Source organism: Clostridium sp. (assembly GCF_036781005.1).
Classification (GTDB): domain Bacteria; phylum Bacillota; class Clostridia; order Clostridiales; family Clostridiaceae; genus Clostridium_B.
In genome coordinates this window covers 74698-82131 of the sequence record NZ_DAIQBT010000013.1, presented here as the reverse complement: position 1 = coordinate 82131, position 7434 = coordinate 74698, and the positions used below count along the sequence as shown (strand labels likewise).

Annotated in this window: 8 protein-coding genes and 1 other annotated feature (1 of these 9 only partly in view); of the genes, 6 read left to right on the top strand and 2 right to left on the bottom strand. The window is 30.2% G+C overall.

Annotated elements, in window-relative coordinates; all coding sequences use genetic code 11:
- Positions 1-69: 69 nt before the first annotated feature.
- Positions 70-366 carry a zinc ribbon domain-containing protein gene (locus tag V7Q02_RS07440; RefSeq protein WP_333860376.1) on the bottom strand — a complete coding sequence of 99 codons (297 nt, stop codon included), beginning with the start codon at positions 364-366 and terminating at the stop codon, positions 70-72.
- Positions 367-1222: 856 nt separating this feature from the next.
- On the opposite strand from V7Q02_RS07440, the gene V7Q02_RS07435 reads away from it, so the two are divergent.
- Positions 1223-2428: a DNA polymerase IV gene (locus V7Q02_RS07435; RefSeq protein ID WP_333860371.1), complete on the top strand. Its 1206-nt coding sequence runs from the start codon at positions 1223-1225 to the stop codon at positions 2426-2428.
- Between the two features lie 364 nt (positions 2429-2792).
- On the opposite strand, the gene V7Q02_RS07430 is transcribed toward V7Q02_RS07435, so the two are convergent.
- Positions 2793-2969 carry a hypothetical protein gene (locus tag V7Q02_RS07430; RefSeq protein WP_333860370.1) on the bottom strand — a complete coding sequence of 59 codons (177 nt, stop codon included), beginning with the start codon at positions 2967-2969 and terminating at the stop codon, positions 2793-2795.
- 660 nt (positions 2970-3629) lie between these two features.
- Here V7Q02_RS07430 and V7Q02_RS07425 point away from each other — a divergent pair.
- From V7Q02_RS07425 to V7Q02_RS07405, 5 genes are all read left to right on the top strand, one after another.
- Positions 3630-3830, top strand: coding sequence for a hypothetical protein (locus V7Q02_RS07425; protein ID WP_333860369.1), 201 nt, complete (start codon positions 3630-3632; stop codon positions 3828-3830).
- A 417-nt stretch (positions 3831-4247) separates the two neighbouring features.
- The gene (locus V7Q02_RS07420; protein ID WP_333860368.1) at positions 4248-5270 is read left to right on the top strand and encodes a 2-hydroxyacyl-CoA dehydratase family protein; all 1023 of its coding nucleotides are present in this window, start codon (positions 4248-4250) and stop codon (positions 5268-5270) included.
- On the top strand, positions 5267-6031 hold the full coding sequence (locus tag V7Q02_RS07415; RefSeq protein WP_333860367.1) for an acyl-CoA dehydratase activase: 765 nt from the start codon (positions 5267-5269) through the stop codon (positions 6029-6031). The genes V7Q02_RS07420 and V7Q02_RS07415 overlap by 4 nt, the downstream gene beginning before the upstream one ends.
- A complete protein-coding gene (gene queC / locus V7Q02_RS07410) occupies positions 6028-6708 on the top strand; it encodes a 7-cyano-7-deazaguanine synthase QueC (RefSeq protein ID WP_333860366.1) in 681 nt (226 codons plus the stop codon). The genes V7Q02_RS07415 and queC overlap by 4 nt, the downstream gene beginning before the upstream one ends.
- Entirely contained in the window at positions 6709-7212 is a 504-nt protein-coding gene (locus V7Q02_RS07405; protein WP_333860365.1) for a QueT transporter family protein, read from the top strand.
- 64 nt (positions 7213-7276) lie between these two features.
- Positions 7277-7434: a binding site (T-box leader), on the top strand; it runs 120 nt beyond the window's last position.

Below are 7434 nucleotides of genomic sequence, written 5' to 3'. Positions count from 1 at the left end.
TTATAGTCTTTTTTTAATGGGACAGGCACCATTAAGTTTATTTTGAACTACGCCATAAATTTCTACTTTTTATATTCTTTTACCACAATGTGGACAGTAATGAAATGCAGGCTCTATCTGTGAAGAACAGTAGGGACAGAGATTATAGTTATTATCACAGTGTATATGTTCCTTTTTAATTTCTACCATTTCACCATTTTCTATTCTAAGACCAATATTATTGTCAAGTGTACAAAATTTCATACAACAATGGGTCCTGATAAGATAACGTGTATTCCATTTCCATAAAGGAATAAAGAAAATATGAAAATAGTTATATGATTTTAAAATATCATAACTACCATAAGCATTGCATAATGGACACATATTATTTCGATTCGTTAAAATATTTTTACTTTTATTCTCAATTCCAAAAATTCCAATGAAAAACATTAACTTCACTCCAGTATTTTCTATCGGTTAGTATGCCTTTAACTGTTAACATATTCTTTTTATTTTTACATTATACCATGTTGGAATACTTTCTGTGCAATTTATTATAACCATCTACTATTAAATATTCCTCCTATTTTAGAATTTATTAGCAGGAAATTTTACTTATGGTTATATGCGGAATATAATATAAAATTAAAATAATAGATTAAATAGCAGAATATCTTCCCTATTGTGTTAACTTTACTACAAGGAAAAGCATTGATATTACAGGAGTTAGGTATATATAATTTTCCCTCCAAAGTTTTAAATAAAGCTAAAAAATATTAACTTTAGATAATATAAATTAACACGGGACCCATTGATATTAAGCCATTTTAAAAAAGTATAAAAATTAATGATAATTAGAACCGAATCCAGAGGCCGCAGGTTCGAGCCTTGCTGGGGGAGTTATTGTTATTATTAGGACTATAGAAGATAAGTTTATCTTTGCAATATAAAAACTCTTATGATTTAATTACGGTGGCAAAAATTAAATTCCCATCCATTTGCTATCATAAAATAAAAAACCGTATGTTTACACATTTTTATTTTATGGGGCATGTATTACTTAAACCTAGATATACAAATACCTTAGAAGGATTTATTTGAACTTAATTCATATATGTTTAGGTGGTTGAATAACTCTATGTTTAATGTTACACTATTTTAATTAAAGAAAATATGAGAATGTTCACTCTGGAGTAATCACATGGTATAAAGTCTAATTTAAAAATAAGTAGGTGTAACTATGCATAGAATAATTTTTCTTGTAGACATGAATGCTTTTTTCATAAGCTGTGAATCTACCAGGCATCCTGAAATTATTGATAAACCTGCTGCTGTAGCTGGAGATCCTGAAAACAGGAGAGGAATTATTTTGACTGCAAATTATGAAGCTAGGAAATTTGGGGTTAAGACAACTATGCTATTGCATCAAGCTTTAAAACTTTGTCCAGATATGATAATTATTCCTCCAGATCATAAGTTTTATAAACATAAATCTAGGCAGGTTATGGATATACTTTCAGGGTATACCCCTGTCATTGAAGAAAACAGCATTGATGAAGCATGGCTTGACATGACTGGATGTGAAAGGATATTTGGGAAACCATATGAATGTGCAAAACAGATTATGGAACATATTAATAATGAATTAGGATTGAAATGTTCTATAGGCATATCTGAAAATAAGTTCCTGGCAAAGATGGCTTCTGAAATGAAAAAACCGTCAGGAATTACAGAGCTTTGGAAAAAGGATATTGAACATAAGTTATGGCCGCTGCCAATCCAATTTATGTATGGAGTAGGAAAACAGACGACACAAAAACTTGAAAAAATGAAAATTAAAACTATTGGGGAGCTTGCACTTTTTAACAGGGGTCATCTTGTAAAAAAGCTTGGCAAAATAGGTGGCGAAATTTACCAACTTGCCAATGGAATTGATATTTCCCAGATAAAGCCCCATTTACAGCATGACATAAAATCAATTGGAAAATCAGTTACACTACCTCATGATATTTCAGATATAGAGAGTGCAAAAATTATCTTAATGAAGCTTTCAGATGAGGTGGGAATGACTGCCCGCAGGCACAATAAAAAAGGTCGTACAGTGCAAATTAGCATTAAGTATTCTAATTTTCACTCCATAACCCGGCAAACAACCATACCTGCAACTTATCTTGTAAAGGAAATTTATTCTGCTGGAATTGAAATGCTTCAAAAAAACTGGAATAAGCAGCTGCCAGTACGACTATTAGGAATAAGCCTTAGCGGGTTCATCAAAGACAATGATAGTAAACAGATATCTATATTTAATATGTTAGAAGCGGATCATGAAATAGACAGTGTAGACAAAATAGATAAACTAGAAATCGCTATTGATAATATACGTCAAAAGTATGGTTCTTCAATAATTAATAGGGCAATATTGATGAAGAAAGATAATAAGAATTAGTTATATTATTATGGATAAAATTATTCCTTTGATCACCAAATAATGCTTGTTAAAACAGAACGTATATTTGTATGATGTGGTGTATTCAGACTATAGTAGGTTGGATAGGTGAGAATATGCTTAAGAAGATGATTGAAGCTTATGAGTAGAGTTTAAAGTGAGATTTGATAAAAAGCTTAGGATGGATAAAACTGTTTTAGGTTCAATTTTTTGTATAATATCGTGCACATATTTTTATTTACTTGTTTAAAATAATAGACATTATGATATAATATATGCATAAGAAGCCGTTACGGTTTTTATGTTTAATTTGTATATTAGTTATCTAAAACGCACTCAAGGCGATGGGTGCATTTTAGTTTTTTTAGGTATTTTCTTTATCACTATCAACAGTAATAGATATTTCATTATTACTGTCTTTAGAGCTATTCTTGTATTTAAGAATAGCTTTCTCTTTTGAATGGGCAAGTATAGCAAAAATTCCCACTATACCTACTATTGTAATGCACACTATAGATGTAATAGTAACAGAATGACTCATATTGTCACCGCCTCTGTTGCTAATTAACCGTAACGACCTCTTTGAAAGAGATGAAACACTGGAGGGTGACTAACTAAAAACATATCCATTCTCTTAATGATATTATGCATATATAGAAATTATTTCTATATACAAAAAAGCTGACCAAAGGCCAGCTTAAAAATTAAGAGGAACAACTATATTTAATAGTGTATTCAAAATTTTTGAGTTGCATATAGTATATAGGAAACAATTTTAATTAAATTAAAATATAAGGTATCACTTAAATAAAATAGAAATTTTTATAGTAAAAGCCCTGGCAGCACCAGAGCTTTTATGAAATATGTTAAGACAATTGAATAATATTAAAGAATCAATATAGGTATTCTTATGGTATTAACCATCATAATTAATTTACTACATTTAAAATAAAAGAAGATTTTATATCTAAAATATATTTACAATATATGTAAAATAGTATATTATATATTTATGAGGTCAACATTCCTAAAGTAATTTTTTACAACCTAATGTAAGTTTGATTTATCCAAATTTACACTCCAAATAGTAATAATTTTAAGCCTACCAGAGAAATCTCTGGTAGGCTTTACTTTTATGTCTAAATATGGATAAAATGTTACTATATTGTTACAATATATGTAAATAAGGGAGGGAAATATATTGGATGATAAAAGAACAGCGGAATTTGTTTTAGGACTTATTGGTGGTATTTTTGGAATTATAGCAGGAATAATGGCAATGACAATTGGAGGAATAATATGTGTATCATATTTTTATATTCTTTCAGGTATACTTTTAATAATACCAGGTATAATGGGATTGGTTAAAAAAGACCAAAGTAAAGCAAAAGTTAGAGTATGATTTTAAACACTATTTTAAGCAAAACACAACTCCAGCTAAAATAAAGCTGGAGTTTTTGAATTTTATGCTTTCTCATTCCTGCATATCATCTCAAAAATTATTGCTTGTAAAATCCATATTTGCTAACATATTTGTAAATGTAAAATATGAATTTTAATAGAATTTGTTAGCATTTAATAAAAAATAGAAAATATATATCCATCACAAACCCCTTGATTTTGGCTACCTTATAGCATATAATAGTATTTAAAACTACATAAGTGACAGTTCGTGACCATCCTGTCTATAAACAAAACTAGGGGAAACTGTGTAATTGTACAGTTTATTTTGTGATTTAAAGGTAGGGGGTGTCTCTACCTTTTTTATATTATGTAAATTTACTTATTAAAATTGAAGACAAAGTGAGATGTGAGATAAATGAAAAATAAAACTATAGGAATAACTACTACTGTTCCCTATGAAGTTTTGATAGCTGCAGGATATAAAGTAATTGACTTGAATAATATTTTTGTCACTTCAAAGGATTATAAAAAATTTATTGATATGGCAGAAAGAGAAGGTTTTCCAAAGAGTTGTTGTGCATGGCAAAAAGGAATTTTTGGGGTGTGTATGGATAAGAAAATCAGTGAGATTGTAGGTGTCACCGAAGGGGATTGTTCTAATACGAAAGCGTTAGAAGCTATATTGGATATGAAGGGTATAAAAATACATTCATTTGCGTTCCCACAAAGTCATGATATCTGTGACATTAAGGCATCTATTGATAAGTTTATGAACATTTTTAATGTTTCCCATAGTGAAGTTGAAAAAGTAAGGGGAAAAGTAAATAAAACACGATATCTTATCAAATGTCTGGATGAACTGACTTATAGGGAAAATAAGGTTTCAGGATTTGAAAATCATCTTTATCAGGTAAGTGCCAGTGACTTTAACAGTGATATTTATAAATTTAATCAGGATATAAAAGATAAATTGGAAGAGATAAAAAAAAGAAGGCCCTTTACTCAGAAATTAAGACTTGGTTTTATAGGGGTACCTCCTATGCCTTGTGATATATATGATTATGTGGAAAAGTTCAATGCTCGTTTTGTTTATAATGAGGTTCAGAGAGAATTTGCATTTCCGAGGGCTATGAAAGCTAAAGGCATTTATGAACAGTACTATGATTATACTTACCCCTACGATATAAAATTTAGACTTGGTGAGATAAAAAATCAAATTAAAGAGAGAAAAATAGATGCTTTAATTCATTATACCCAGGCATTTTGTTATAGACAAATTGAAGATATAGTTATAAAAGATGAAATTAATATACCTATACTAACTATAGAGGGTGATAAACTTAATTTTTTAGATGCCAGAACCAAAATAAGATTAGAGGCGTTTTTGGATATGCTTCAGGATCTGATTGATATGAATAGGAAAGAGGAACAACGTTGAGAAGGTTAGGTATAGATTTAGGCAGCAGAGAAGTGAAAATAGTGGTAATGGAAAATGAACATATTGTATTTAAAAATAAAATGAGCACTATGATTTTTTATAGAGATTTTTGCAGTTATGATGGAAAGATGACAGTAAATCTTGAAAAGTTAGATATTAAACATATTGATTCTGCAATTTCAACGGGTTATGGAAGAAATAATACAGATTTAAGGTTATTCAAGTCAATAAATGAAATAAAAGCCCATGTTTATGGGGCAGTTTTTCAAACAAAGTTAAAGGAATTTATACTTTTAGATATAGGAGGACAGGATGTTAAAGTAGTAAAGGTGGAAAAAGGATTAATAACAGACTTGGAACTTAATGAAAAGTGTGCAGCGTCAAGTGGGAGATATCTTGAGAATATGGCAAGTATGCTGGAAATTTCATTAGAGGATTTATGTAGTTTTTATAAGGAACCTGTGGAGTTAAATTCTACCTGTGCAGTTTTTTCTGAATCAGAGCTGATTGGAAAAATAGCAGAGGGAATTTCAGTTGAAAGACTTTGTGCAGGAGTTAATTATTCACTTTATAAAAGAATCAAGCCTTTTTTAAATAGGTTTCGGGGAAAAAGGCTTGTATTGGCTGGTGGGGTTGCTAAAAATCAAGCCATATATAACTATTTAAAAGATGATTACGAAAAAATAGTGCTTTTAAAAGAACCTCAATTTAATGGAGCTATAGGTTGTTGTTATTATGCTGAAAGGATGAATTTAAAATGAAAAAAGCGGTAGTTTTATTATCTGGTGGACTTGATTCTGCTACAGCTTTATATTTAGCTAAAAGTCAGGGATATGAAGTTTATGCCATGAGTTTTGATTATGGTCAGCGTCATAAAAAGGAAATTCAATGTGCAAAGGACATTGCTGAAAATGCAGGTGCAGCGGATTTTGTTTTGGTTACTACAAATATGAATGCCTGGGGAGGTTCTGCACTTACAGATGATTCTATAAAGGTACCTGAATTTAATGAAGAAAGTGGGAAAATACCTGTTACCTATGTACCTGCAAGGAATATGATATTTTTGTCTTATGCAGCTTCTTATGCAGAGACCATGGGAGCTTATGATATTTTTATAGGAGTAAGTGAAGTGGATTATTCGGGATATGTGGATTGCAGACATGAATTCATTCATTCCATGGAAAAAACAATAAATTTGGGAACTGTGTGTGCTGTAGAACATAAAAAATATATAAAAATACATGCTCCCTTTATTAATAAGACAAAATCACAGGAAATTAAAATGGGTATGGATTTAGGGGTGGATTATGGAAAAACATGGACATGCTACAATGGAGAAGAATTAGCCTGTGGAGTTTGTGATAGCTGCAGACTAAGGCTAAAGGCTTTTAAAGAGGCAGGCTATGAAGATCCAATAAGATATGTAGGAGGAAAATAAATGGAATATGAGAAAAAAGATATTTTTAAAAATAAAAAATCCTTGTCAAAAATAAATAAAATTGCTATATCTGGTGTTGTTATAGCCATATATGTGGTTGTTATGTATTTTACTCAAAGTTTTGCTTTTATGCAATTTCAGATAAGAGTGGCTACGTCTTTGTATGGACTTTCTGCCATTTTTCCATTTTTGATTTTACCTATGGGGATAAGTAACCTAATAAGTAATACTTTAATGGGGGGGCTTGGACTTCCTGATATGTTGGGGGGTGCAATTGTAGGTATAATAACTTCATTTTTAGTATATTTAATAAGCAAGTATAAGCTTAATGACTGGCTTATTGTCTTACCTATTATTGTTATACCAGGATTTGGAGTCCCTATATGGTTATCCTATCTTCTTCATATAAAGTATATGGTTTTAGTATGCAGCCTTGTAGTAGGTCAGATAATTCCTGCTATTTTAGCCGTATTTCTGGTGAAACAACTGAGAAAATTTTATTAATTTTATATTGACATTTTTTTATAAAAATAATATACTTTTTTACAAGATTAAATTTATTAATAGAGATAAAACTAAGATGGAGAGAAAAATATTTGACCTATTAACTTCAGAGAGCCAGCAGAGGGTGAAAGTTGGTGTTAATATAAATATATAATAATCACTCCGGAGTTTCCAAGTAGAAAGACTTTTGTCGAGTAAAGGAGGACGTTTACCAGCGGTATT

Coding starts and splice junctions, on each gene's coding strand:
- V7Q02_RS07440 (WP_333860376.1), bottom strand. CDS start 366: ATGTGTCCATTATGCAATGCTTATGGTAGTTATGATATTTTAAAATCA.
- V7Q02_RS07435 (WP_333860371.1), top strand. CDS start 1,223: ATGCATAGAATAATTTTTCTTGTAGACATGAATGCTTTTTTCATAAGC.
- V7Q02_RS07430 (WP_333860370.1), bottom strand. CDS start 2,969: ATGAGTCATTCTGTTACTATTACATCTATAGTGTGCATTACAATAGTA.
- V7Q02_RS07420 (WP_333860368.1), top strand. CDS start 4,248: ATGAAAAATAAAACTATAGGAATAACTACTACTGTTCCCTATGAAGTT.
- queC (WP_333860366.1), top strand. CDS start 6,028: ATGAAAAAAGCGGTAGTTTTATTATCTGGTGGACTTGATTCTGCTACA.
- V7Q02_RS07405 (WP_333860365.1), top strand. CDS start 6,709: ATGGAATATGAGAAAAAAGATATTTTTAAAAATAAAAAATCCTTGTCA.